Source organism: Psychrobacter sp. HII-4, assembly GCF_904846595.1.
Classification (GTDB): Bacteria; Pseudomonadota; Gammaproteobacteria; order Pseudomonadales; family Moraxellaceae; genus Psychrobacter; species Psychrobacter celer.
The window spans coordinates 39,725-63,054 of record NZ_CAJHBJ010000006.1 but is presented as its reverse complement, the minus strand read 5'-3'; the positions used below and the strand labels follow the sequence as shown (position 1 = coordinate 63,054).

Below are 23,330 nucleotides of genomic sequence, written 5' to 3'. Positions count from 1 at the left end.
GTCAGATATAAGTTAACCACTTTTTTTCTTCACCACATAACGATACAGCGTCGCGCTTGCTGGCGTGGTGTCATCGCCATCAATAGTGATTTCATCGGGATCAGCGTCTAGGTTGATGTTTTCTGCCAGTGTTTCTTGAGTCATCAGCTCATGACCCAGATGACGACAGAAATTTGGAATGTCGCGGGTGGTAGCAGGGTCAGTGGCCAGTATCTCAATCACCTCACCGCTATCTGCTTTTCGGATGACTCGGTGCAGCATCATCACAGGCTCAGGACAGATCAGCCCTTGCGTATCTAGGTGATGGTCAATGTCAGTATTTGGTATTGAAGTGGTCATAGTCATTATCGTAAAGCTAAGTAGGTAGGTTAAAGAATGGATCGTTTGTTTAATCGCTTACTGAGGTGTACTGTCTAGATCGTCTACGGCTGCTGTCTCTTTGTCAGTGTTTGCCACGTCTAAGAAGTTAAAAAAGCGCTTGAAACTGACTTTAAACAAAAACGCCACACCCACCCAGCAAGACAGTCCTAGCCAAGCCGTATCAGCAAATAACAAACCGCCGAGTAGCACGATGCTTGAGACGCCGATGGTCATGATTACCATTGATGCTTGGTTTAGGCGATAACGATAAATAATAAAGGCATCATAAAGGCTGACAGGAATGGTCAGCGCCACCAAGGCATAAGGCAGGTTATAAAATAACTGATAAAGCAGCTGACTGTCATGAAAGGCCTTGATGCTAGCGATGGTGCCAAAGACCACAAAAGCAAAAATGGCCGCATAAATCAGATAAATCGCCAGCTGGTTGGCTCGCTGTGCGCCCTTGATACGAGCGATAGCAAGCGGCGCAAAACCATGTCGCGACTTATTGGATACAGGTTGGTTTAAAGCGGTGGTCATAATCATCAGTCGTATATATTGGTTTAGAGGATGGGCGTGGCAATACCTAAGCGTTAAATACTAGCCGTCCGTTTGTGCGCGACTACCTGCGCGTCACTGCTTGAGGACACGCACTAGTCAGGCTTGATCGCATCAATAGCCAAGCTGCTATTTGGATCGGCAAAATACGTCGACATCAAAATACAAGCAGAGATATCATCAATCGGGTCGCGCTCGTTTTGGATCCAGCCATTCTCCCACGCGATTTCGCGCGCTGCTACCGACGTCAGACGCTCATCACACAGCGTCACAGTCACTGGTAGGCGCTGCTCCATGACTCTATGCGCCAGCCGCCGCGCAAATTTGTGCGCCCGTTTAGAGAGCATGGAGCTGCTACCGTCCATATTGAGTGGTAAGCCGACCACCACCTTTGCCACGCCCCATACTTTTATGATACCCAGTAAGTTGTCCCAGTCAGGTTGACCATTGTTCATCGCCAAGATATCAAAGGCGCGAGCCGTCTCAGTAATGGTATTGCCTAAAGCCATGCCCATTTTTTTGACACCATAATCTAGCGCTAAGATCAGATGCGGCTTGACACTCGGTTCGGTAGCGCACGGCTCGGTTGTATTATTATCGATATCGGTGGCGACATGGGGTGCTTGCGCGCCCTCATCGTCTCTCATCTCTGCGTTATCATTCATAAAAGAACGGTCTACCATAATCAAAAAATTTTCCTGTGTTGCAGCTTAGTAGCGAGCTTTGGTGTCTGGGTTTGGCTGAGTCACTGCAATCAAGCATGGCCGATATCGCTGCTTAAGTAGTCGAAATTTACGCCAAGTTTGTCAGCAGCGATCTGCCAGCGCTCCGCAAACGGGGTATCAAACAACAAGTTAAGATCCGCTGGGCACACCAGCCAGTCACCACTTGCAAGCTCACGCTCTAACTGGTCTTTGCCCCAGCTGGCATGCCCCAAGCACAGATGATAGTGACCAACGCCTTGGCCTGCGGCGATACGCTTGAGGATATCTTGGCTGGTGGTGATACAGACATTCTCTGAAATAGCAAACGACGATGCCCACTCCGGCTGGCCAGTATGCAGCACAAAACCGACCTCAGGATACATCGGCCCGCCTTCTAAGGCCACGTCTTCCATCACTTGCGGGTCGGTCACTTCGATGCTCAGATTCTCTAATAGCTTGCCCACGCGCGACTGCTCTAAGGGGCGATTGACCATCAGACCAAGCGCGCCATGCGCATCGTGACGACAGATATAAATCAGCGCCTGCTCAAACCGTGGGTCTGGCAGCTCTGGTGCCGCGATTAAGAAATGATGGGTCAAATTGGCTTTAGACATAGAAGCAACTGCAACCTAATAATAAAATCAACAATAAAAAGATAAAGACATTACTACATTAAAAACACAACCACACTGGCAAGAGAAGGTTATATGGCGATGATGACCAAAAAAATCAACCAAAGCAAATATTTAGCAGCGGTTTGGTTTTAGTGGTCTCGCTCTCAATGGTTTTTTAGCCCTGCGCTCGCTGTTTTAAAATAGGCTAACGATATCCCCCTATGCAGAGCAGAGAGGGTACTGTGCAGGATAGCAAACGCCTTATTTGACATCCGTTAGTAAGCTACGAGCGTGATCACGAGTGACCTCCGTGATGGTCACGCCGCCCGACATGCGTGCCAGCTCATCGACTTGCGCGCTATCTGTCAAGATGACCAGCTCACTTTCGGTTTGCTCGTCATGATGTTTTTGTACCAAGATATGTTGGTGCGCTTGCGCGGCGACCTGTGCTTGGTGCGTGATGGCCAGTAGCTGCTGAGTCTGCCCCAGTTTACGCAGGAGCTCACCGACCACCTGCGCGGTGCCGCCACTGATACCGACATCGACCTCGTCAAAGACCAACATAGGCTTGGCAGCATCATTGTCCGCATTGATGGCTTGTAGCACTTGCATCACCAGTGCCATCCGCGACAGCTCCCCACCTGAAGCGATTTTATGCAGCGGCTGCATGGGCATACCGACATTGGCGCTAAACAACAAATCGATATCATGACAACCTTGCGCATTATATTGGCTTGGGTCGGGTTTTTTGGTAAAGACAAACTCACAGCGCGCATTGGGTAGCGCTAGTGGCTGCAGCTGCTGGACCAGTTGTTTGCTGATATGTGGCGCGGCTTTTTCGCGTGCTTTTTGGAGTTTGGTGGCCAGCAGCAGATATTGCTGCCACGCTTGCTCGATTTGCGCGGCCATGGCATCACTACTTGGTTCGTTTTCTAATTGTTCTAATTGCGCTTGCCAGTGGTTGGCTTCCTCAATCAAATCAACAGCGGGTAAGGCGTGCTTGCGCGAGAGGCGATGACCGAGGCTGATGAGATTGTCTAAGGTTTGCAAGCGCTCAGAGTCGGGAAGTTGTTGTTCGGCATAGTCTGATAGTAATCCTATGACTTCGGTTATTTGCTGCTGAGCCAGATGTAGCTGCTCTGAGGCTTGCTCAAACGTCTGACTGACTCCCAGTTGATTATCACACAGCTTGATCGCTTGTCCAAGCAGGGTCATGACGTCTGGCTCATCGGTGTCGTTGTCGAGCAGATGCAGGCCATGACTGGCTTCCATCATCAAAGCTTCAATATTAGACAGCTCTTCGTGCTCCGCTTCGATGTCGGTATAATCAACAGCGAGGAGCGGCTCGATGTCTGCCAGCTGGCTTTGTAACAGCTGGATACGGTCATGGCGCAGCGCTTCGCGGCTGGCAATCTCATCAGCGCGGCGTTTTAGCTGCTGATAGTGTTGATAGCTGCTCGCGGTTTGCGCAGCCAGTGTGGTGGTTTGTGCCATGGCATCCAACCACTGCACCACAAACTGCGGCTTTAGCAGTGCTTGCTGGGCGTGCTGGCTATGAATATTGACCAACAGTGTACCGAGGCTCTTTAGCTCAGCTAAGCTGACGGGCGTACCATTTAACCAAGCCTTTGAGCGCCCTGTTTGGCTAAGCTGGCGACGAATCAACACATCTGGCTCATCTAAGGCGCGATCATGCTCGGCAAACCACTCTGCGACAAGTGCATTGTTTGCCACATCAAACTGAGCATAGATATCGGCATGTGCCGCCCCATGTCTGATCATGGCGCTGTCGGCTCGCTCACCTGCACACAACGACAGCGCATCAAGCAGTAGCGACTTACCGGCACCTGTCTCACCGGTGATGACGTTAAAGCCTTCCGCCATACTCAGCTCATGCTGAGCGATCAATGCAAACTGATGTAAAGTGAGTGATACTAGCATCAACGCCTCTCATGACAGACAATGAGTTTCACCGATTCTTTAGATGAAGTCATCGCTAAAATAGAATAAATACAACGATAAAATGGCTCGTTTATGGTACTCAATAGACTATAGTGATTGGCAAATATTATGGTGGCAAACGCCGCTAAATACAAATTATAAAGCCGCGCAATAACATAAATCTCTGCAGCCCGCTTTGGATAAAGTCAGTGGCCCACCGGTGGCACCTCTTGCGCCTGCCGCAATATTTTCCTTGCCCCTGTAACAAACTTTATAGATATAATGTGGTAGCATAATCTCACATAATGACAAACGCTTGCTAGCTTGTTTTATGCTTGTCGTCTGATAATGATAAGTCATCTTATCGTAATATCTCATCGATACCATAGTCGGCATACGCGGGTAGGTATCTTAAGTTGTCAACCAGATGTCAATCAGATATTAAGGCTGACGTCAGTATGTGCGAGAGTCTATGGCCTCGATTGGGCAAAGACTGTCACTCGATCGAATACAGCACATTTATATAGTAGGCTAGGCCGCTTGCAATGCTGATTCATAAAGTCATTTCATCTGTACTTATTTTTTAGTTTTACCATAATTATTTGATAAGGAAGCCACTATGACAGCGGCGCAATTTACCAATGTAACAGTCAATGCTCATGCGACGGTCTCTTATGATGGTCGTTGCTCAAGCCATACCATTATGTTTGAGGATGGACGTCATAAGACGCTAGGCATCATCTTACCTTGTGATAATTTGGTGGAGCATTATCATTTTAGTACCAATACTTCTGAGCGTATCGAGATCACCAGCGGGGAGTGCGAGGTCAAAATAAATGGTGAGGAAGCGTTTAGCTACTACCGTGCAGGCCAGTCATTTGTGGTCGAAGGCAACAGCGGCTTTAACCTCAGAACCGAAGAGATCGTACAGTATATCTGTCATTTAGAAGGCTAAAGACGCATACACTAAGCCAGTGGCGCAAGTCCGCGCCTACCTGCATTTTGCTAGATAATCTACATATAGTCTCCTTAGCAAAATCAACCAAATTACGTACTCATCAAGCGTCACCCCAAGTAAAAACCTCAATCGATCGCGGATAAACCATATCAGTCGGTATGGTTTATTTGTTTTTGATGAGGCTACACTGTTTTTTTATTGTTGTTTTTTATCGTTACTTCTTATCGCTTTAGCGATATCCATTTGATACTTAAGTAGGCCGATTATGGCAAAACCCATTTATTTTTATGGCATTCATGCAATTGATGCCTTACTCAAACATCGTCCGCTCGATGGTCTTAGCTTGTTTGTCCAACAAGGCCGTGACAGCGACCCTCACGTGCAAGCAATCATGGCCGAAGCCGAGGCCAATGGCATCAGTATTCAGCCCACACAAAAAGACAAGCTGACCCAGATGTGTGGCAGCCCGCAGCACCAAGGCGTGGTGCTTAATGCCCGCCCTCTAGGTTTTGCTGACGAAGCGCTGCTAGACACCATTGCGGGGCGCGAGCAGTGTTTGTTGCTGATACTCGATCAAATCACTGATGCGCATAACTTCGGTGCGTGTTTGCGTACGGCCGTTGCGATGGGCGTGGATGCGGTGATTTGTCCAAAACATCACGCCGCCAGCCTCACCCCAACAGTGGCAAAAGTCTCTGTAGGCGCCGCTGAGCTGATGCCGATTGTCAGTGTGACCAATTTGGCGCGTACGCTTGACCACATCAAAAACGCTGGTGTATTTGTGTTTGGTACGGCGCTTAGTGATGCGGCCAAGCCCATACATGCAGCGGACTTGACCGGCAAAACGGCCATTATCATGGGTTCAGAAGGAGAGGGCATGCGCCGGTTGACCACAGAGCGCTGTGATGAGCTGGTTTATATCCCGATGTCGGGCAATGAGCATGGCAACTTACAAAGCCTAAACGTCAGCGTGGCTACCGGTATGGCGCTGTATGAGGTCAATCGGCAGCGTACTTTAGCTGCTGGGCAAGCGTAAGATAGTTTTGGTGTAGCGGCTCCAGCTGTGCATACAGAGCCGCTAGGTCGCGATCGTTTAAGATGACATCATCAGCGTGACGGTTGCGCGCTTCGCGGCTTAATTGATTGACCATAATGGCTTTGATCTTTTGAACACTTTGCTCATCACGCTGGCTGGCGCGCTCAAGCTGGGTGTCTTCGCTGGCATCAATCACCAGTACTCGTTGGCACAAGTTTGCCAGCCCCGCTTCTGCCGCCTCTATGAGTAGCGGCGCGGACAGTACCACATAAGGCGAAGTGCTGGCGGTTAGCTGTGCTTTTGCCGCTTCTCTTATCGCTGGGTGAGTAATGGCTTCAAGCTCGATGAGCGCCTCAGGATGAGTAAAAACGTGCGTACGCACCGCCGCTCTGTCCATCGAGCCGTCGCTATTTAACACCCAATCGCCAAATTTTCTTTGAATTTTGCGCAATGTCGCGCTGCCTTTTGCCACCACCTCATGGGCGATCACATCAGCATCGATAATATCGATGCCTTGCTGCGCAAACCAGTCACTAGCAGCAGATTTGCCACTACCGATACCGCCTGTCAATCCGACCACCAGTGTCTTGCTTTGCTTTTGGTGAGTTTGCGGCTTGTGAGAATAAGGTGAAGCGTTAGCGTTTGACATAATAATGACTTATCTGACCGATATGATAAAGATGAAAACGTGCGCAGCTGTTTTGCCCCATCTATGTTGATGATTTGAGGCTGGCACAAAGATGAGAGAGATAAGCGCCATTGCCACTTACCCTGCTACTTTTACAGTATGTTTTTTAAAACGTATGGTAAAACTCACGCCTGTTTTAGTAAGTATACATGCCTAAGTACCAACTGACGATATCTGTGCCATATAATAAGGCGACAATACCGGCAATAGCAATGTAAGGGCCGAAGGCAAAGGGTCTGCTCTCGCCTTGTTTTTTCATTAAGATCAGCCCGACGATAGAGCCGAGCAGGGAGGAGAGTAAGATGATAAGCGGGAGCATCATAGGCCCCAGCCAAGCGCCCAATACGGCCAACAACTTAAAGTCGCCCTGACCCATGCCGTGTTTTTTGGTGATCAAATAAAACAGCTTTACCACCACCCATAATGACAAAAACCCCAACAGCAATCCCCAAATAGACTGGCTGGGTGAGACAAACCAGCCTTGGCTGTTGACTGCTAGACCTAGCCCCGCCAAAGGGAAGGTTAACCGATCAGGGAGGAGCTGAGTATCAAAATCGATACCGGTTAAGGCGATTAGCGTCCATACTAAGACCAATGCCGATAAGCCTGTTGCACTCACCCCAAATTGATAAATGATCAGCACAGAGAGTAGGGCGGTGATCAGCTCCACCAGCGGATAGCGGATACCGATGGCGGCGTTACAAGCAGCGCAGCGCCCGCGCAGCATCAGCCAACTGAACAAAGGGATGTTTTGATACCAGGTGATTTTATGAGCGCAGTGCGGGCAGCGCGACGCCGGGCGACTCAAGGTAATGGTGTTGTCGCCTGCGACGATACGGGTCAGTGGCTGCGTATGCTCGCGCGGCATGTCTGCTTGCTCAGCCAGAAACTGACTACATTCTTGCCGCCAGCTTGCAAACATCATCAGCGGGAGCCGATGGATGACCACATTTAAAAAACTACCGACACAAAGCCCTAATAACCCAAATACGACCAAAGCCACGGTCGTATTGTCTTGTAATAACTGTATAAATTGCATGAAATCGCAGTCCTTGAGTGAGGTATTAGCCGACCACTGAGCCCATTTGGAAGATCGGCAGATACATCGCAATCACGAGGCCACCGACCAATACCCCAAGCACTGCCATAATCATAGGCTCCATCAAACTGGTCAGACCATCAACCGCGTTATCGACTTCGCTTTCATAATAGACCGCCACCTTGTCTAGCATCTCCTCTAAGCTACCAGACTCCTCACCGATACCGACCATCTGTATGGCCATACTAGGAAATAAATTGGTAGAACGTATCGAAAACTGTAACTGCTGACCGGTAGAGACGTCGTTTTTGATCTGCTGAGTGGCATTATAAAACACCACGTTGTTGGTCGCGCCTGCTGTGGAGTCCAGCGCATCGATGAGCGGTACCCCAGCGGCAAAAGTCGTTGAGAGGGTGCGGGCAAAGCGGGCGATAATCGCTTGATAAGCGATATTACCAAACACAGGTACCTTCAAAACAGCGCGGTCCAAAAAGTCACGGAATTTTTTGGAGCGTTTTTTCGCTTCTGAAAACCCGATAATGGCGCCGCCGATGAGCACAATCAAAACAAACCACCATGACTGCATCCACTCAGACATGCCCACCACCATTTGGGTAAAGGCGGGCAGCTCAGCACCAAAAGACTCAAAAAGATCAGAGAACACAGGTACCACTTTGATGAGCAAAATCATGGTCACGATGACGGCGACGATAATAACGGCAATCGGGTATTTGACCGCTTTTTTGATTTTGGCTTTGAGCATCTCACTTTTTTCTTTATAAGTGGCCACCCGCTCGAGCATGGTCTCAAGTGAGCCGGATTGCTCACCAGAATCCACCAACGAGCAAAATAGGTCATCAAAGTAGCGTGGATGCTTGCGTAGGGCAGAGGCAAAGGTACCACCAGATTCGATATCAGATTTTATTTGCAACACCAAATCTTTCATACTGGGATTGTCTAATGAGTCAGCGACAATCTCAAAAGACTGCGTCAAAGGCACCCCAGCTTTCATCATGGTGGCCAATTGACGAGAAAAAATCGCGATATCGATGGGTTTAATGGCTTTTTTAAACGTATAAAGCGGCTTGGGTTTTTTCTTGATGCCCTTAACCGTAATACCCTGTTTGCGCAAGGTGGCTTTGGCCAGCTCTAAGCTGCGACTGGTGGTCTCGCCTTTTATCTTTTGTCCGCGCCGGTTTACGCCATCGTAGACAAAGTCTGACAGCATGTCGGTCTTCACTTTTGCCATGTTTCTACCCTCAAAAATTGTCTTATTAGATATTGCAAATATATAAACGATGGTTCGCCAATAACGTTGACTTTAGCCACTTTTATAACAGTGATTTTATGGCACTGCTCTCGTAAATACAGCTGGGCACAGCGTAGTAGCGATAACACAACCTTTTGCATTTCCTACTTTATTTTAGCCTAAAAAACCAGTGCTCATCTGTTTTATTTTGAAATATATCTGGTAGATATTATTGCTAGTTTATAAAAGAAAAGCCATACCTACTTATGACTGGCAAATGATGACCAAGATTACTGCTGCTGTCTTTGATAAAAACACCATTTAGCAATGACGCAGTATGCTCCTCTTTGACGCGATGAGAGTTGGTGCTATTCAGAGGTTACTCGCATCATCTCTTGAATACTGGTTACCCCTTGTAATACCTTTAAAATGCCAGAGCGGCGCAGATCGCGAAAGCCGTTTTTGAGCGCAGCGTCTTTGATATCCATGGCATTGCCATCTTCCATAATGATGCGAGAAATGTCTGGGCTGACCTTCATGACTTCATAAACACCCACTCGGCCTTTATAGCCTTCACGGCATTCATTACAGCCGACAGGCTCATAAATGACGTTGTCTGGATCGTCTAGATCGGCATCCGTAAAGCCAAGCTCAAGCAAGCTTTGCCGCGGTACATTGATGGCTTTTTTGCAGTTTTTACACAAGCGCCGTGCCAAACGCTGAGCAATGACCAAGTTGACAGAGGTGGCAATATTAAAAGAAGCCACCCCCATATTGCGTAGACGCGTCAACGTCTCAGGGGCAGAGTTCGTGTGCAGGGTTGAGAGTACCATGTGGCCTGTTTGCGCCGCTTTTATTGCAATCTCCGCAGTCTCTAAATCTCGAATCTCACCGACCATGACGATATCAGGATCCTGACGCAAAAACGACTTCAAAGCATTGGCAAAGGTTAGGCCAACTTTTTGGTTGACGTTGACCTGATTGATGCCTTCAAGGTTGATCTCCACTGGATCCTCGGCAGTGGAGATATTGGTTGCTCCCGTGTTGAGGATGTTGATACCAGTATATAGCGATACGGTTTTACCAGACCCTGTCGGACCTGTGATCAACAGCATGCCCTGCGGCTTATGAAGAGCCTCTAAAAACATCTCTTGTTGATCTGGCTCATAACCTAAGGCATCAATCCCGAGCATGGCCGATGAGGGGTCCAAAATACGTAGTACGATTTTTTCGCCAAACAGCGTCGGCAAGGAGTTTACCCGAAAGTCGATGGCTTTGTTTTTTGACAGTTTTAGTTTGATACGGCCATCTTGCGGGATACGGCGCTCAGAGATGTCCATTTGTGACATGACCTTTAGGCGCGCTGCGATCTTACCGGCAAGCTGGACAGGCGGGCTGGCCATTTTTTGCATGACCCCATCGACACGAAAGCGTACGCGGTAGATCTTTTCATAGGGTTCAAAATGCAGATCTGAAGCTCCCATACGAATGGCATCCACCAGCATCTTATTGACAAACTTAACGACAGGGGCCTCATCGACGCTATCACTGAGCTTGGTCTCGCCCTCATCAGCCGCGTCATCCCCTTCTTCAAAACCGACGTTTAAATCGCTATCAGAAAAGCTGTCAAAGCTTTGCATACTGTCTGCATAGACCGCTTCGATGCGTTTTTTGAGCTTATCTTCTTCGACCACCACCGTTTCGATAGACAACCGCGAGTTAAACGCAATGGCATCAATGGCATCAATACGTGTTGGATCACTTAAGGCGACAAACAAACGCTGACCGCGCTTAAACAAAGGCAAAGCATTAAACTTACGGACGATTTTTTCATCGACCAAGTCTTTAGGAATGACATCGAGGCTCAGGGCGTCTAAATCAAACAAAGGATCGCCAAAAGCTTGTGAGAGCATTTGTGCCAAGTGATAGGCGTCGGCCAGCTTGTTGTCTACCAAGTATGACACCAGTCCTATTTGCTGCTGCTGCGACTCGGTTTGTGCGGTTTTCATATTTGCTTCGCTAACGATACCTTCGCTAATCAGCTGCTGTGCTAAACCACCATATTTGCTGGTTGTGATAGACATGACGACCTCTCCTCAATAACAAACGTTTGTATCGTTATCTGCTGTTGCACGAATAAATAGGTAGTAAACGAATGCTACTATGTAGTTTTTTTGGGTATTAGGGTAATAATATAGAACATTACTTTAGTTTAAAGAACTTATGGCAACTATTAAACTGTTTATTGACGACGCCAAAAAGATAATAAGAGGTCAATAAATAGCGGCAGATGGTTTAGTGCGGTCAGCCGCTGCAGCCATATCAAGCCATGACAGCCGCTGCAACACCATACTATAGCAGTTGTGAATTATTTGTTATACTGGCGCGCACATTCACCGAATTGGCATAAATACTTAAGACAGGGTAACTACAGATGCAAGCTTGGGTAATTGGTAATTGGAAACAAAATCCTGCAACGAGCGATGATGTCCAGACATTATTAAGCGATTTATTGGCGACTGCTGATAAAGATGACGGTGCCAATAGCGCTGGTTGCCAGTTAATGGTGGCCCCTAGCTGTATCCACTTGGCCAGTGTCAGCACCCATCTACAAGACAGCCCAGTACTGTGTGCTGCGCAAGATATCAGCGCGCATAGTGGCACTACAGGTGCCTATACGGGGGATTGCTCCGCGCAGCAGGTGGCAGACGCTGGCGCAACTTGGACATTACTTGGTCACTCTGAGCGCCGCCAATATCATCAAGAGACGCATGCTTGTTTACTCAGTAAAATGACCCATGCGTTTGACCAAGGCCTAGGCGTGGTGTTTTGTATTGGGGAGACACAAGCACAGTATGACGCTGGACAAACACTTGCGGTTATCGATGAGCAGCTCACCGTCATAAAAGACATACTAACGCAGCAGCCTGCGCTTGCTGACACCTTATCTGATCGCCTTATCATCGCTTATGAGCCAGTATGGGCCATCGGCACAGGTAAAGTGCCTACCGTGGCCGAGGTCAGCGCGACGCATCAGCATATCAAGCAGACGGTCGCAGACTATGGGGAAGCATTGGACAATATCACAGTCTTATATGGAGGTAGCGTCAATGCTGATAATGCCGATAGTTTTGCGGCAGATGCTATGATTGATGGCGCACTGGTCGGCGGCGCTTCATTAAAGGCTGCCAGCTTTTTGGCAATTGCGCAAGCTTTTGGCAATGGGCAAGCCTAAGGCGTCTGACATTACGCCTAACATCGCAGCTGGGTCACTGTTATGTGCTGGGTCGCTGATATGTATAGTACTGCTGGTACTGACGCGGGCACTATAAGCATACGGTTATGGTAAGGTCATCATTTGTATGCAAAATCTCTTTATCAATTGATAAAAGTGGGTTTAACAGTGCCCTTGTAATCGTGTACAATGCGCCTTATTTATATAATCTCATATATAAGCGGATCGGGCAGTGACTTTTGCGCAAAGTCATCTCTGTGCTTGCATAGTAGGTAAAGTAGAGTTAGTAGGTAACGTAAAAGGTTGGCACTAAAAAGTTAACATTGTTATTTGCTAATATTCCAGACTTTTAAGTTGCCTTGTTAGATTGTCGCTTTGTTAGACTCAAGTCAGCTTATATATTGATTCTTAGATTTATTTTCCGTTATCAGTCGTCATTACGCGGCAAAAGAGGCCAGCATGTTTACGTTTATATTAGCCCTGCATATTATTGTGGCGATTGCCATGATTGGCTTGATTTTGATACAGCATGGTAAAGGGGCAGACGCTGGGGCTTCTTTTGGTGCAGGCTCGTCTGGTACCGTCTTTGGGGCGGCAGGCTCCGCAAACTTTTTGACGCGCGCGACCGCTGTTTTGACAGTGATATTTTTTATTACCAGTATGACACTCGCGGTCCATGCGCGTAAACAAGCAGAAGATCAGTTTCGCTTAGATGCACCTGTGTCAGCACCGCAAACGCCGCGCCCCTTGACCCAAGACCCTCAATAACAGCTGGCTTACTATCGGCCTATAGGGGCAGCCTTGTAGGCGATAGCGTAGTAAGTGGTTGGTTTTTTATGGATTGGGGTTTGAATGACGGTTTACTGCTTTCTTTTTTTCAGCAGTACTTGCTATTTTTAGACGTTAGATTTACAATGCCTTTTCTGTTTTTCGCAGTCCAGCTTTAGAGTGGCTTATATAGACACTCAACAAGCTCATTGGCAAGTAAAAGCAGTAAAAAACGCGATTGTGGTGGAATTGGTAGACACGCCATCTTGAGGGGGTGGTAGCGCAAGCTGTGGGGGTTCAAGTCCCCCCAATCGCACCAAGTTTTATGACGTAGCATGACGTCAGGGTAGATTGATTGATGATAAATGGCTTGTTTAAATTTTATTTAAAATAAGCATTGACAATCATACAAACCTTCCCTATAATATGCGTTCTAGATTGATGCGGGGTGGAGCAGTCTGGTAGCTCGTCGGGCTCATAACCCGAAGGTCGTTGGTTCAAATCCAGCCCCCGCTACCACTTTTTATACTGATGTTTTGTACACTAAATTTGTCAGTAACGATTAACCCACCATAATGTTTGTGGGTTTTTTTGTATCTGAAGGTCAGTGTTATCGCGGTATCTATCCTACTTATGCTAAGCTCTATGTCTATAGAGCACGATACGGGTCGTCACTTGCCGCCATTGGCATGATTGTTTCGTAAGCACACTATCTTTTATTCCTCACTCCTTTATCGATAGTACTGCTTTATGAATAATAAAAGCAATGTTTGGCTGAGCTTGATGTTTTTTTGCTCAGCCTTATATAAACGCGCATACATACAACGATCTGTCTTGGTTTACAATATATGAGTATGACTCATCACGGTGAGCGATTATCATCGGTAAACGATCAGCATAACTTTAATAGAGTTTGTGAGTACGATAGATAAGTGAACAGGAAAATATAAATAAATTATGAAGCTTTCGACCAAAGTTGCAGAACTGACCAATATCATCGCGCCTGCGGTTGCTGCTTGTGATGTGGCGCTATGGGGCATAGAGTTTGCGCCGCAAGGCCGTCGCTCGTTGCTGCGCATTTATATTGAGGCGCTGCCAGAAGAGCAGGCTCAGGGCAAACACGTCACTATCGAAGACTGTGCGGCGGTGAACCATCAAGTCAGCGGTATTCTTGAAGTGCATGATCCCATCGCAGGTGAGTACGTCTTAGAGGTGTCATCGCCTGGTTTTGATCGCGCGTTTTTCTCAGATGAGCAAATGCATGCGTATGTTGGTCAAACCATCAGCCTACGTTTGATCCAAGCGATCGGGACAGGTGAGCAAAAACGCCGCAAAGTGACAGGTACGCTAGACAGTATCGATGCCACTTCATTGAAGCTGACGGCCGCTGATGGTGAGCAGTTTGATATTGCATTAAGTAATATTGATAAAGCCAATCTGGTATACGAAGATGCTTAGGTGGCCTACCTGAGCGACTGCACAAATGACCTAGATGGTTTATGATGAAAAACAACGTTAATACATTAATGATAAAATTTAAGTCAATTAAAAAATGATAGGACAGGTATAGCATGAGTCGTGAAATCTTAACGGTAGTAGAAACTGTCAGTAATGAAAAGGGCTTAAATCCTGAAGATATCTTTGAAGCTATAGAAGATGCTTTGGTGGTATCAACCAAGAAAAAAGTATATACCGACCAGCCAGAAGTGGCGGTACGCGTATCAATCGACCGTGCAACTGGCGATTATGATACTTATCGTTATTGGACAGTGGTTGCCGATGAAGATCACGAAATGCCTGCTTGTCAGTTGGCCATCAGTGACTTAGATCAAGACGAGTGGTCCATTGGTGACATCAAAGAAGAGCAGATCGAGTCGATTGAGTTTGGCCGTATCGCTGCCACACAAGCCAAACAAGTCATTATTCAAAAGATCCGTGAAGCGGAGCGTGCGCTAGTTGCAGACGCTTTTGAGCCACGTATCGGTGAGATGATGTATGGCGAAGTAAAAAAACAAACTCGTGATGGCTATATCATCGATTTAGGTGATAATGCCGAAGGCTATTTGTCACGCGATCAGATGTTGCCTCGTGAGCAGTTACGTCCAAAATCACGTATCAACGCTATTTTATATCATGTTAACCGTGAAAACCGCGGTGCTCAGCTGCTTTTATCACGCACGCACCCTGAGATGCTCTCAGCCTTGATGCAAAAAGAAGTGCCTGAAATTGCAGAGCAAATCATCGAAATCCGTAACGTCGCTCGCTTGCCCGGGACCCGTGCTAAAATAGCAGTCAAGACCAACGACCATCGTATTGATCCAGTTGGCGCTTGTATTGGTATGCGTGGCACGCGTATCCAAGCGGTACAGCAAGAGCTCGATGGTGAGCGTATCGATGTGGTGGTGTGGTCAGATGACCCAGCCCAATTTATCATTAGTGCGCTAGAGCCAGCCGATGTTAGCAGTATCATCCTCGATGAAGACACCCAGACCGCTGACATTATCTTTAGCACCAACGACCAGCTCGCGCGTGCGATTGGCTCACAAGGTCAAAACGTCCGTCTGGCCTCAGAGCTGACTGGTTATAAGCTCAATATGATGCTAGAAGAAGAGTATCAGCAGCGTCAAGAAAACGAATCCAAAGCCTTTATTGAGCTGTTTTATGAGCGTTTGGAGGTCGATCATGATCTGGCACAAGCGCTGGTGGATATTGGCTTTACCAGTATCGAAGAAGTCGCCTACGTACCTGTAGAGACTTTTTATGATATCGAAGGTTTGGACGACGAAGCGATTGACATCATTCAAGAGCGGGCAAAAGAAGTGGTCATCGCAGATGAGCTGGTCAAACAACAAAACATGAAAGAGCCAAGTCAAGAGCTGCAAGAGCTTGAAGGGATGACAGTCAGCTGGGCCTATAAAATGGCACAAAAAGACATCATCACCGTAGATGACTTGGCAGAACAAGCCGTCTTCGATTTAGAAGATATCGAAGGATTAGATTCTGAAACTGCAGGACAACTCATCATGAAAGCTCGGGAATCTTGGTTCGATGAATAAGCGGTAACTGCATATCGCTGTCTTTTGGTGATATGCTATTGATAATAAAGCGCTGATAACAGGTACTCATACCGTCACAGGCATTATTGCCGTATCAATACGGACAGATGAGCGCATGAAATCAGCCTTACCCCAATCATTTGTAGCCAACAACTGAATTGAACATATAGCAAATAATAGACAGTAGGTGATAATAAATGGCAGATAAGACCGTCAAAGAACTGGCAGATATGGTAGGCAAAACCGCAAGTGCTGTAAGACAGCAACTGGTGGATGCTGGGCTGCCTGCTCGCGCAGAGGATGACCCAGTCACCGAGCTTGAGCAAGAGAAGTTGGTGACGTATTTAAAGCAAAGTCATGGTCAGCAAGAAAAGCGCCGTATTAGTCTGAAGTCTAAGACGACTAGCACTGCGCGTGTGACCGGCTCTTCAGGTAAGTCTAAGAGCGTCAATGTGGAAGTGCGTAAAAAGAAAGTCTTTGAAAAACCCAATCCAGAAAAAATGGCTGAAGAGTTGGCTGCGCGTGAGCAAGCCTTAATCGAAGCCCAAGCTCGTGCTGCTAAAGAAGCAGAAGAACGTGCTGCTGCTAAGAAAAAAGCAGAAGAGCGTCAAGCGGCAACGCTGGCCGCTATGCGTGCAAGCCTAGGTTCAAGCAAAAAGTCTGACGATAAAAACGACGATATTTCAGCCTCTGTGGTGGTAAAAAAAGGTGGCAAAGCAGCCACTGAAGTGAAGCCAAAAGAGCAACCGAAGAAAAAAGCCGCTGCGACCAAACCTAAGGTAGAAACCGCTGCTGAGCGTAAAGCTCGTGAAGCGCGCGAAGCCGAGGAAGCGCGTCTGCGTGAAATTGAGGCAGAAACACGCCGCAAGCAAGCAGAAGAAGCGCAAAAGCGTACGCTGGAGCAAATGCGTAAAATGGCAGGCAAATATACCGATCGTGAGCCTGTGGCAGAAGTGCGTAAAGATGAGCCGTTGGCCGAAGGTCTGGTCGGTGATGCTCTAGAAGAGTCGTTTGAAAAAGAGCGCCGTGAGATCAAGCGTGGTGCTAATAGCACGGGTGCTCGTGGCCGCCGCCGTAAAAATCAAGATGAGCGTGAATTCAAAAACCGCAAAAACGGTTTACGTTCAACGCAAGCTTCACAGCACAAGTTTGAAAAACCTGTCGAAAAAATTATCTATGACGTCGAAATCAGTGAGCACATCACTGTTGCAGATCTTGCACAGCGTATGGCAGTCAAGGCTCGTGAAGTCATTAAATTACTGATGAAAATGGGTGAAATCGCTCGCGAATCAGACACCATCGACCAAGCGACAGCAAGTCTTATCGTTGAAGAGATGGGCCACAACCCTGTCCCTGTCAGTGATACCAAGGTCGAAGACGATCTACAAGATGCTGTCGATGAGCGCAGCAGTAACGTGCAAACCCGTCCACCTGTCGTCACTATCATGGGTCACGTTGACCATGGTAAGACCTCATTGCTCGACAAGATTCGCGAGACCAAAGTAGCGACTGGCGAAGCAGGCGGTATCACTCAGCATATCGGTGCTTATCATGTTAAGACTGACCGCGGTGTGATTACTTTCCTTGACACCCCAGGTCACGCAGCATTTAGTGCCATGCGTTCGCGCGGCGCGCAAGCGACAGATATCGTCGTCTTGGTCGTGGCCGCTGACGACGGTATGATGCCGCAAACAGCAGAAGCCATCGACCATGCGCGCGCTGCTGGTACGCCGATTATCGTTGCTATCAACAAAATGGATAAGCCAACTGCTGACCCAGATCGCGTCCTCAATGAGCTGACCACCAAAGAAGTGGTATCAGAAGATTGGGGCGGTGATACCCCGATGGCACGTATCTCTGCTAAGACAGGCGACGGTATCGACGAGTTGTTAGAGCTTATCGGATTGCAAGCTGAGCTGATGGAGCTAGAAGCACCGCTTGATGGTTCAGCGCAAGGTGTGGTCATCGAGTCAAGACTAGAAAAAGGTCGTGGTCCTGTGGTGAGCGTGTTGGTCAAAAAAGGCACACTCAAGCAAGGCGACTTGGTATTGGCAGGTGAATACTACGGTAAAGTGCGCGCCATGACAGATGAGCGCGGTCAGCGTATCAAGTCAGCTGGCCCTTCTATTCCTGTCGAGATTTTAGGTTTACCTGAAACGCCAGCCGCTGGTAGCGAGTTCTTAGTCGTCACTGATGAGAAAAAAGCACGTGAAGTTGCGGACTTTAGAACCAATCGTGAGCGCGAGCGTCAACTCGAGCGTCAGAACAAAATGCGTTTAGAGAACATGTTTGATCAGATGGAACAAGGCGATGTATCGACCTTAAACATCGTGCTAAAAACGGATGTTCGTGGCTCATTAGAAGCCTTACTGGCCGCCTTAAACGAATTATCAACGGACGAAGTCAAAGTCAGAGTGATCAGCTCAGGTGTGGGTCCTATCTCTGAATCTGATGTTACGCTTGCTGAATCTAGCGAAGCGGTATTGCTCGGCTTTAACGTCCGCGCAGATAGCGCCGCACGCCGCAAAGCCGATGTCGCCAATATCGATATCCGCTACTATAGCGTCATCTATGGTCTAATCGATGATGTCAAAGCGGCAATGAGCGGTATGCTAGCGCCTGAGCATCGTGAACAAATCCTTGGTATCGCTGAGGTTCGCGAAGTCTTCCGCTCTAGTAAGTTTGGTGCTGCTGCTGGTTGTATGGTGGTCGAAGGTACAATCTACCGTAACAAGCCTATTCGCGTCTTGCGTGATGACAAGGTTATCTTTACCGGTCAGTTGCAGTCATTACGTCGCTATAAAGAAGACGTCAATGAAGTACGTACTGGTATGGAGTGTGGCCTTGCGGTTCGTGGCTATGATGTCGAAGTGGGTGATAAAATCGAAGTCTTTGAAATCCAAGAGTTCGCTCGTACTATCTAAAAACAAAGCTAGATACAAACACCCCTCAGACCATAGGCTCTATCAGCCAAGTCTGAAAGGTGTGGTGGATAGACCGTAGTACAGAGGCCTAACAGGTACATCCTGCTAGGCCTTTTTTACCATAGATAAGTCCTCATAACCAAGTCACTTAACCAATAAAAATAAGCCATATTAACTAAGTCATACTAATATTAAGGTAATAACATGAATCAACGTTTACAACGCTTAGCCGATCAAATCCAGCGTGAGCTTGCCGTCCTTATTCGCGACGAAGTCAATGATCCGCGTCTGACCGGTTTTGTCACCATCTCTAGTGTTAAAGTCAGTCCTGATTTGGGTTACGCTGACATTTATGTCACTATCATGGAGCCAGGGCTCGATGATGCGATGACCAAGACCAATCATGAAGAAAGCGTCAATGTGCTCAATAAAGCAGCAGGATTTTTGCGTACCGAGCTTAGCCACAGCCTAAAAACGCGTACAACCCCGCGTTTGCGTTTTCACTATGATGAAGTGACAGCGCATGGTAATTATATGATGGACTTGATCAATCAGGCTGTCAGCAAAACCGAAAAAAACGAGCATGACGAGTAAGCCCATATTATGCCTATCCCAGCGAAGCAAAATGACAAGATAAAAGTCTCAGGGGTTCTTTTAGTGGATAAGCCCTATGGTCTGACCTCGCAGCAAGTGGTGTCCAAGGTTAAGTATTTGTTTAAATCCCCAAACCATGACAGTAAAAAAGCAGGCCACACGGGGACGCTTGACCCCATGGCCACAGGTCTGCTGCCGATTTGTCTGGGAGAGGCCACCAAGTTTAGCCACTATCAGCTAGATGCCGACAAATCTTATCAAGCCACCATTTTGCTTGGCGGCCAGACAGATACAGGGGATGCTCAAGGTCAAGTAATTGCAACGGCCTCTGTGCCGACATTTGATGCTGCTGCTTTAGAGGAGCTTACCCAGCAGTTTTTAGGCGCGCAGCAGCAGATACCACCGATGTACTCTGCCCTAAAAAAAGACGGTAAAAAGCTTTACGAATATGCCCGCGCTGGCATCGACGTCGTGCGTGAGCCGCGAGATATTATCATCCGCTCTATTCGCCTAACAGCACTCGATCATGAGCAGATTCAGCTAACCGTCACTTGTAGCAAAGGCACTTATGTGCGCGTGCTGGGTGAAGACATCGCTAAAGCGCTCGGTACACTCGGCCATCTCACCGCCCTGCGCCGCTTACAAGTTGGTAGCTTTAAGGTTGATAATGCCATCACTTTATCTGCTCTAGAAAATCTGCCATTGGTCGAGCGTTTCACGCAGCTGATGCCGATAGATGCCTGTATCGAAATACCTGCACAAATGACGCTGACGGCCGAGCAATGTCAGCGTATCCATATGGGACAGCGTCTAAATGTGTCTGCACAATTGACAGATGAGCTACATGTTTATATATCCCAACAGATTCTCCAGTCTACCAGCAGCCAAGTAGTAGCAGCGGCTACTGCGGCTCACGAAACGACTGTCAGCAACACAGCTCTCGCCTCTGACGTACCAGTAGATATTCGTCTGCTAGATGAACAAGGTCAGTTTTTGGGTTTGGGTGCTGTCAGTCTAAACGGTAGGCTACAACCGAAAAAGCTTATTCAACGTTAATGTTACCATTTTGGTTGATCAGCGGCTTATTGCCCGGTTGGCTTACTAACAGTTTACACTAATCACATATCGTCACATTTTATTGCAGGTTTCGCCTATGGTGAGACCTGTTTTTTTTGTACATTAATTAAGTCAGCAAGGGAAACGTGACATCATAATAATAAAAATACTTATGATAAAAATAACAATTAAGCGTTTTATTAAGATAAGAAAAAACAGGACGTTTAAATGAATTATAAAAATAATATTCAAGTATAAGAATAACTAGAAACGCATTATAGTTTTACTATAGAGGGTTGAGAGGGAAGATAATAATAATTATCAATAAAAATATAAGTAAGTAAAAATAATGGATTATGGTTTTGCTATCTAAAAATAGAATAGTAAATACGTGGCTATAACTCGATAAAAAGTAGTTTCTAACAAAGTAGTTTTTAACAAAGACAACGATAAGGATACAGATAACGATGAAGACCATTGCATTTTTATTACATAATCACTTTGAACAAGCCGAGTATGAAGATGTCAATAACCAGCTAAAAGATAAGGGTTATCAGACAGTATTGATTACTACCAACAAAGACAAGCAAGTCCAAGCGATGCAGCAAGATGTCGATAAAGCAGATACGTTTACTGCTGATATTTTCGCTAGCGAAGCAGACGCGAACGACTACGACGCGCTGGTCTTGCCGGGCGGTACTGTCAATGCTGACACCATACGCGGCAAGCAAGACGCCCATCAGCTGATTCATGCTATTAATGATGCTGGTAAGCCTTTAGCGGTGATTTGCCATGCGCCTTGGGTGCTTATTAATACCGGTATCGCAAAAGGTAAGACGCTTACGGCTTATCATTCGCTAAAGACGGATTTGCAAAATGCTGGGGCGGACTTTGTAGACCAGACCGTACAAGTCGATGGTAATTTAATTACCTCACGTAATCCAGACGATATTGACAACTTCGTTGCTGCTATTGACAAAGCATTATCGTAACTGTGTATGTGCAATATTTTGTTTATTACTTGTTCTGTCTAATAACCTTTAAACGCTAAGACTTATTTTACAATCAAGTTTTATCATCAAGAGGAAACTATCATGGCCAATTCAAATCCAAACGATACAAAGCTAGAACAACAACGCTCAGAATCAGCAAAGGCGGCATTAAAAAGCCAAACTGAAGACAATCACACAGAAGATTCTGAGGCGGCGGCTGATAGAATTGCTGATAATTTAGAAAATGTAAAAAAAGATCAGTAATCAATACAGCTAATTTATAATTGAGTTTAGCTGTAGCTAAACAGAAATAATAAAAATAGGAGGGATTATGAGTCAGTCCACAGATAATATGGATCAACAAGAACAAGAAATTGAAAAACTGGCTGAGGATATCAATCCACGTGAAGATGCGACGCCAGATAGCTTAGCAGAAGCGACCACGGTGCCTTTAGAGGACAATGAGCTGGGCACGCATGCAACACAAAAAGATGCAAAAAAATAGAAGCCTTTTAAAATAGGAGCCTTTTATAGTCAGTTGAAAACAAAACTGTCATAAGTTCCAAAACGCTACTGGGGTGAATTTTTCGCAGCCTCTGTGTATACAGCACGCAAGGAAAATTTATACCAGTAGCGCTATAATATTTTTAAACTGAATCTACTATCATCTTTTGACGCGTTTGAGTCGGTTTGTATCTTACGCTTTTTATCACAAACTAATATGAAAAACTGCTGCGAGTTCAGCAGTTTTTTGTTATAATTGCCGCCACATTTAAATTTGGTTTGAAGATAGCATTAGGCTTAAATCATTGCGCTCATAAGGAGCGAGATAGAGCCGTGACTTATCTGCCTTTTTTAGATGATGATCTTATGTGATTGAGCTCAGCGACACTAGGTCAACTCTAGTAATGCAGGGTTGTCCTGAATGCCGTATAAGCTGTTTTACTTTTTATTTTACTGCTTTATATATCGCTCAAATTCGAGCGTATTTAAAGCTTTTAGCATTGCCGGAGATATTTATGCTAACCAATACTGATCGCGAACAAATCATTGCCCAATACCAGCGCAGCGAAAACGACACGGGTTCTCCAGAAGTACAAGTAGCGTTGTTAAGTGCACGTATCAATGATTTGCAAAACCATTTTAAAGAGCACAAAGCTGACCATCATAGCCGCCGCGGCCTTATCCGTATGGTAAATACGCGTCGCAAATTGCTTGATTACCTAAAAGGTAAAGATCTTGGTCGCTATACCACTCTTATTAGTCAGTTAGGTCTACGTCGTTAATACAGCGACGATAGTATGAGCGCTCATTCAGATAAGTGACGCACCTTTAGGCGCTAACTATCAAGCTTCTAGCAGAGCGCGTCACACTTACTTGCTGATATCGATACAATAGATTTTTCTAAAAACGGTGTGGAATAGTTTCACGCCGTTTTTTTATGCTTATTTATAAGAAGTTAAGAAATTAAGAAGTAATACTGTCTGCTCGGTGATGCGTGTGGCACGTGTGCTGTGTGTTATTCTTACTGTCTGTTATATTGATAATGGCCGATCAT

Annotated in this window: 22 protein-coding genes and 2 tRNA genes; 15 read left to right on the top strand and 9 right to left on the bottom strand. The window is 46.6% G+C overall.

Annotated features, from left to right (window positions below; all coding sequences use genetic code 11):
* Positions 1-12: 12 nt before the first annotated feature.
* The 5 genes from tusA to recN all read right to left on the bottom strand — a co-directional run bounded on the left by tusA (position 13) and on the right by recN (position 4,177).
* A complete protein-coding gene (gene tusA, locus JMX98_RS05160) occupies positions 13-339 on the bottom strand; it encodes a sulfurtransferase TusA (RefSeq protein WP_201585083.1) in 327 nt (108 codons plus the stop codon).
* 57 nt (positions 340-396) lie between these two features.
* Positions 397-900, bottom strand: a complete 504-nt coding sequence (locus JMX98_RS05155; RefSeq protein WP_105244503.1) for a hypothetical protein — start codon at positions 898-900, stop codon at positions 397-399.
* Positions 901-1,013: 113 nt separating this feature from the next.
* Positions 1,014-1,601 carry a Holliday junction resolvase RuvX gene (gene ruvX / locus JMX98_RS05150; protein ID WP_227680039.1) on the bottom strand — a complete coding sequence of 196 codons (588 nt, stop codon included), beginning with the start codon at positions 1,599-1,601 and terminating at the stop codon, positions 1,014-1,016.
* 71 nt (positions 1,602-1,672) lie between these two features.
* Complete coding sequence (locus JMX98_RS05145; protein ID WP_201585081.1) at positions 1,673-2,236, bottom strand: YqgE/AlgH family protein; 564 nt, start codon at positions 2,234-2,236, stop codon at positions 1,673-1,675.
* A 261-nt stretch (positions 2,237-2,497) separates the two neighbouring features.
* Positions 2,498-4,177 (bottom strand): DNA repair protein RecN, encoded by a 1,680-nt coding sequence (recN, locus tag JMX98_RS05140; protein WP_201585079.1) that lies wholly within the window; start codon positions 4,175-4,177, stop codon positions 2,498-2,500.
* A 619-nt stretch (positions 4,178-4,796) separates the two neighbouring features.
* Between recN and JMX98_RS05135 the strand changes: the two genes are divergently transcribed.
* Positions 4,797-5,132, top strand: coding sequence for a pyrimidine/purine nucleoside phosphorylase (locus JMX98_RS05135; RefSeq protein WP_075101358.1), 336 nt, complete (start codon positions 4,797-4,799; stop codon positions 5,130-5,132).
* Between the two features lie 268 nt (positions 5,133-5,400).
* The gene (gene rlmB, locus JMX98_RS05130) at positions 5,401-6,171 is read left to right on the top strand and encodes a 23S rRNA (guanosine(2251)-2'-O)-methyltransferase RlmB (RefSeq protein WP_201585077.1); all 771 of its coding nucleotides are present in this window, start codon (positions 5,401-5,403) and stop codon (positions 6,169-6,171) included.
* Here rlmB and coaE read toward each other — a convergent pair.
* From coaE to pilB, 4 genes are all read right to left on the bottom strand, one after another.
* A complete protein-coding gene (coaE, locus tag JMX98_RS05125; RefSeq protein WP_201585075.1) occupies positions 6,134-6,820 on the bottom strand; it encodes a dephospho-CoA kinase in 687 nt (228 codons plus the stop codon). The two genes, rlmB and coaE, sit on opposite strands and share 38 nt — an antisense overlap.
* Before the next feature lie 175 nt (positions 6,821-6,995).
* A complete protein-coding gene (locus JMX98_RS05120; RefSeq protein WP_201585074.1) occupies positions 6,996-7,898 on the bottom strand; it encodes a prepilin peptidase in 903 nt (300 codons plus the stop codon).
* A 25-nt stretch (positions 7,899-7,923) separates the two neighbouring features.
* Positions 7,924-9,147 carry a type II secretion system F family protein gene (locus JMX98_RS05115; protein WP_201585073.1) on the bottom strand — a complete coding sequence of 408 codons (1,224 nt, stop codon included), beginning with the start codon at positions 9,145-9,147 and terminating at the stop codon, positions 7,924-7,926.
* A gap of 368 nt (positions 9,148-9,515) precedes the next feature.
* The gene (pilB, locus tag JMX98_RS05110; RefSeq protein WP_201585072.1) at positions 9,516-11,231 is read right to left on the bottom strand and encodes a type IV-A pilus assembly ATPase PilB; all 1,716 of its coding nucleotides are present in this window, start codon (positions 11,229-11,231) and stop codon (positions 9,516-9,518) included.
* A 350-nt stretch (positions 11,232-11,581) separates the two neighbouring features.
* On the opposite strand from pilB, the gene tpiA reads away from it, so the two are divergent.
* The 13 genes from tpiA to rpsO all read left to right on the top strand — a co-directional run bounded on the left by tpiA (position 11,582) and on the right by rpsO (position 23,058).
* On the top strand, positions 11,582-12,382 hold the full coding sequence (gene tpiA, locus JMX98_RS05105; protein ID WP_201585071.1) for a triose-phosphate isomerase: 801 nt from the start codon (positions 11,582-11,584) through the stop codon (positions 12,380-12,382).
* A gap of 459 nt (positions 12,383-12,841) precedes the next feature.
* A complete protein-coding gene (secG, locus tag JMX98_RS05100; protein WP_192994546.1) occupies positions 12,842-13,150 on the top strand; it encodes a preprotein translocase subunit SecG in 309 nt (102 codons plus the stop codon).
* A 234-nt stretch (positions 13,151-13,384) separates the two neighbouring features.
* A tRNA-Leu gene (locus tag JMX98_RS05095) sits at positions 13,385-13,469 on the top strand.
* A gap of 123 nt (positions 13,470-13,592) precedes the next feature.
* Positions 13,593-13,669: transfer RNA gene (locus tag JMX98_RS05090), tRNA-Met, on the top strand.
* Between the two features lie 438 nt (positions 13,670-14,107).
* Positions 14,108-14,608: a ribosome maturation factor RimP gene (gene rimP, locus JMX98_RS05085; protein ID WP_075101367.1), complete on the top strand. Its 501-nt coding sequence runs from the start codon at positions 14,108-14,110 to the stop codon at positions 14,606-14,608.
* Between the two features lie 113 nt (positions 14,609-14,721).
* Positions 14,722-16,206 carry a transcription termination factor NusA gene (gene nusA, locus JMX98_RS05080; protein ID WP_105244514.1) on the top strand — a complete coding sequence of 495 codons (1,485 nt, stop codon included), beginning with the start codon at positions 14,722-14,724 and terminating at the stop codon, positions 16,204-16,206.
* A gap of 197 nt (positions 16,207-16,403) precedes the next feature.
* Entirely contained in the window at positions 16,404-19,130 is a 2,727-nt protein-coding gene (gene infB, locus JMX98_RS05075; protein WP_201585070.1) for a translation initiation factor IF-2, read from the top strand.
* Positions 19,131-19,334: 204 nt separating this feature from the next.
* A complete protein-coding gene (locus JMX98_RS05070) occupies positions 19,335-19,724 on the top strand; it encodes a ribosome-binding factor A (RefSeq protein WP_105244516.1) in 390 nt (129 codons plus the stop codon).
* Between the two features lie 9 nt (positions 19,725-19,733).
* On the top strand, positions 19,734-20,780 hold the full coding sequence (gene truB / locus JMX98_RS05065; protein WP_201585069.1) for a tRNA pseudouridine(55) synthase TruB: 1,047 nt from the start codon (positions 19,734-19,736) through the stop codon (positions 20,778-20,780).
* Between the two features lie 467 nt (positions 20,781-21,247).
* Positions 21,248-21,772, top strand: a complete 525-nt coding sequence (locus tag JMX98_RS05060; protein ID WP_100748660.1) for a type 1 glutamine amidotransferase domain-containing protein — start codon at positions 21,248-21,250, stop codon at positions 21,770-21,772.
* 102 nt (positions 21,773-21,874) lie between these two features.
* Positions 21,875-22,036, top strand: a complete 162-nt coding sequence (locus JMX98_RS05055; RefSeq protein WP_158676696.1) for a hypothetical protein — start codon at positions 21,875-21,877, stop codon at positions 22,034-22,036.
* Between the two features lie 67 nt (positions 22,037-22,103).
* Positions 22,104-22,277, top strand: a complete 174-nt coding sequence (locus JMX98_RS05050) for a hypothetical protein (RefSeq protein WP_201585067.1) — start codon at positions 22,104-22,106, stop codon at positions 22,275-22,277.
* A gap of 514 nt (positions 22,278-22,791) precedes the next feature.
* Positions 22,792-23,058, top strand: a complete 267-nt coding sequence (gene rpsO, locus JMX98_RS05045; protein ID WP_075101373.1) for a 30S ribosomal protein S15 — start codon at positions 22,792-22,794, stop codon at positions 23,056-23,058.
* The last annotated feature ends 272 nt before the right edge of the window (positions 23,059-23,330 follow it).

Excerpts from the sequence above, each read along its gene's own strand:
- JMX98_RS05155 (WP_105244503.1), bottom strand. The coding sequence starts at position 900 with ATGACCACCGCTTTAAACCAACCTGTATCCAATAAGTCGCGACATGGT.
- JMX98_RS05060 (WP_100748660.1), top strand. The coding sequence starts at position 21,248 with ATGAAGACCATTGCATTTTTATTACATAATCACTTTGAACAAGCCGAG.
- JMX98_RS05070 (WP_105244516.1), top strand. The coding sequence starts at position 19,335 with ATGAATCAACGTTTACAACGCTTAGCCGATCAAATCCAGCGTGAGCTT.
- JMX98_RS05135 (WP_075101358.1), top strand. The coding sequence starts at position 4,797 with ATGACAGCGGCGCAATTTACCAATGTAACAGTCAATGCTCATGCGACG.
- JMX98_RS05115 (WP_201585073.1), bottom strand. The coding sequence starts at position 9,147 with ATGGCAAAAGTGAAGACCGACATGCTGTCAGACTTTGTCTACGATGGC.
- recN (WP_201585079.1), bottom strand. The coding sequence starts at position 4,177 with ATGCTAGTATCACTCACTTTACATCAGTTTGCATTGATCGCTCAGCAT.
- JMX98_RS05145 (WP_201585081.1), bottom strand. The coding sequence starts at position 2,236 with ATGTCTAAAGCCAATTTGACCCATCATTTCTTAATCGCGGCACCAGAG.
- JMX98_RS05120 (WP_201585074.1), bottom strand. The coding sequence starts at position 7,898 with ATGCAATTTATACAGTTATTACAAGACAATACGACCGTGGCTTTGGTC.
- rpsO (WP_075101373.1), top strand. The coding sequence starts at position 22,792 with ATGCTAACCAATACTGATCGCGAACAAATCATTGCCCAATACCAGCGC.
- nusA (WP_105244514.1), top strand. The coding sequence starts at position 14,722 with ATGAGTCGTGAAATCTTAACGGTAGTAGAAACTGTCAGTAATGAAAAG.
- rimP (WP_075101367.1), top strand. The coding sequence starts at position 14,108 with ATGAAGCTTTCGACCAAAGTTGCAGAACTGACCAATATCATCGCGCCT.
- infB (WP_201585070.1), top strand. The coding sequence starts at position 16,404 with ATGGCAGATAAGACCGTCAAAGAACTGGCAGATATGGTAGGCAAAACC.
- JMX98_RS05050 (WP_201585067.1), top strand. The coding sequence starts at position 22,104 with ATGAGTCAGTCCACAGATAATATGGATCAACAAGAACAAGAAATTGAA.
- rlmB (WP_201585077.1), top strand. The coding sequence starts at position 5,401 with ATGGCAAAACCCATTTATTTTTATGGCATTCATGCAATTGATGCCTTA.
- truB (WP_201585069.1), top strand. The coding sequence starts at position 19,734 with ATGCCTATCCCAGCGAAGCAAAATGACAAGATAAAAGTCTCAGGGGTT.
- tusA (WP_201585083.1), bottom strand. The coding sequence starts at position 339 with ATGACCACTTCAATACCAAATACTGACATTGACCATCACCTAGATACG.
- tpiA (WP_201585071.1), top strand. The coding sequence starts at position 11,582 with ATGCAAGCTTGGGTAATTGGTAATTGGAAACAAAATCCTGCAACGAGC.
- JMX98_RS05055 (WP_158676696.1), top strand. The coding sequence starts at position 21,875 with ATGGCCAATTCAAATCCAAACGATACAAAGCTAGAACAACAACGCTCA.
- ruvX (WP_227680039.1), bottom strand. The coding sequence starts at position 1,601 with ATGGTAGACCGTTCTTTTATGAATGATAACGCAGAGATGAGAGACGAT.
- secG (WP_192994546.1), top strand. The coding sequence starts at position 12,842 with ATGTTTACGTTTATATTAGCCCTGCATATTATTGTGGCGATTGCCATG.
- pilB (WP_201585072.1), bottom strand. The coding sequence starts at position 11,231 with ATGTCTATCACAACCAGCAAATATGGTGGTTTAGCACAGCAGCTGATT.
- coaE (WP_201585075.1), bottom strand. The coding sequence starts at position 6,820 with ATGTCAAACGCTAACGCTTCACCTTATTCTCACAAGCCGCAAACTCAC.